This window comes from Brevundimonas denitrificans (assembly GCF_030160755.1).
GTDB classification, from domain to species: domain Bacteria; phylum Pseudomonadota; class Alphaproteobacteria; order Caulobacterales; family Caulobacteraceae; genus Brevundimonas; species Brevundimonas denitrificans.
Genome location: NZ_BSOY01000227.1, coordinates 1 through 564 on the forward strand (window position 1 = coordinate 1; position 564 = coordinate 564).

1 protein-coding gene is annotated in these 564 nt (G+C 59.8%); it reads right to left on the reverse strand.

The genetic code is table 11. The features are described 5' to 3' along the window. The coding region (locus tag QQJ79_RS15905) for a M16 family metallopeptidase (protein WP_284223917.1) at positions 1 to 529 on the reverse strand (529 nt) is incomplete at its 3' end. Positions 530 to 564: the final 35 nt, after the last annotated feature.

A 564-nucleotide genomic window follows, 5' to 3' on the forward strand; every position in this document is an offset into this window, starting at 1 on the left:
ACCGGGAATAGAGGCGGCTTGTCACCCCGCCGCTCAAGATTTCGTTCAGCACCTCAAGGGCCCGCACCTCGCGGATATCACCGGTACGGGAAGACGGCGCCAGATAGCCTTGTTGCCATGACGGCTCCCGCACTCTTTTGTCCCGCATTACCAGAATACGTTTTGCCAACTGGGGCGGCTCTTGCGTCCGGGCTCTTTCGGGCAAGGGGGCCGCTTTCTTTGGGCCATAATACTGACGGGCAAGGTCGAAAACGGCCTCGGCCTTCACATCCCCGACAACCACCAGAATGGCATTGTTGGGCGCATAATAGGCCTTGTACCAGTCCTTCGCGTCCTCGGTGGTCAGGGCCGCAAGCTCGCTTCGCCATCCGATGACCGGCGTTCCGTATGGGTGGGCCAAGAACTGGGCGGCGGATATTTGCTCGGAAAACTGTGCACCGGGATTATTGTCTGTCCGCTGCGAACGTTCCTCCAGAACGACCTGAAGTTCCGCGCCAACGGCCTCCTCCGACAGGCGCAGGTTTGTCATCCGGTCTGATTCCAGCTCCATCAAAAGGGGCAGCT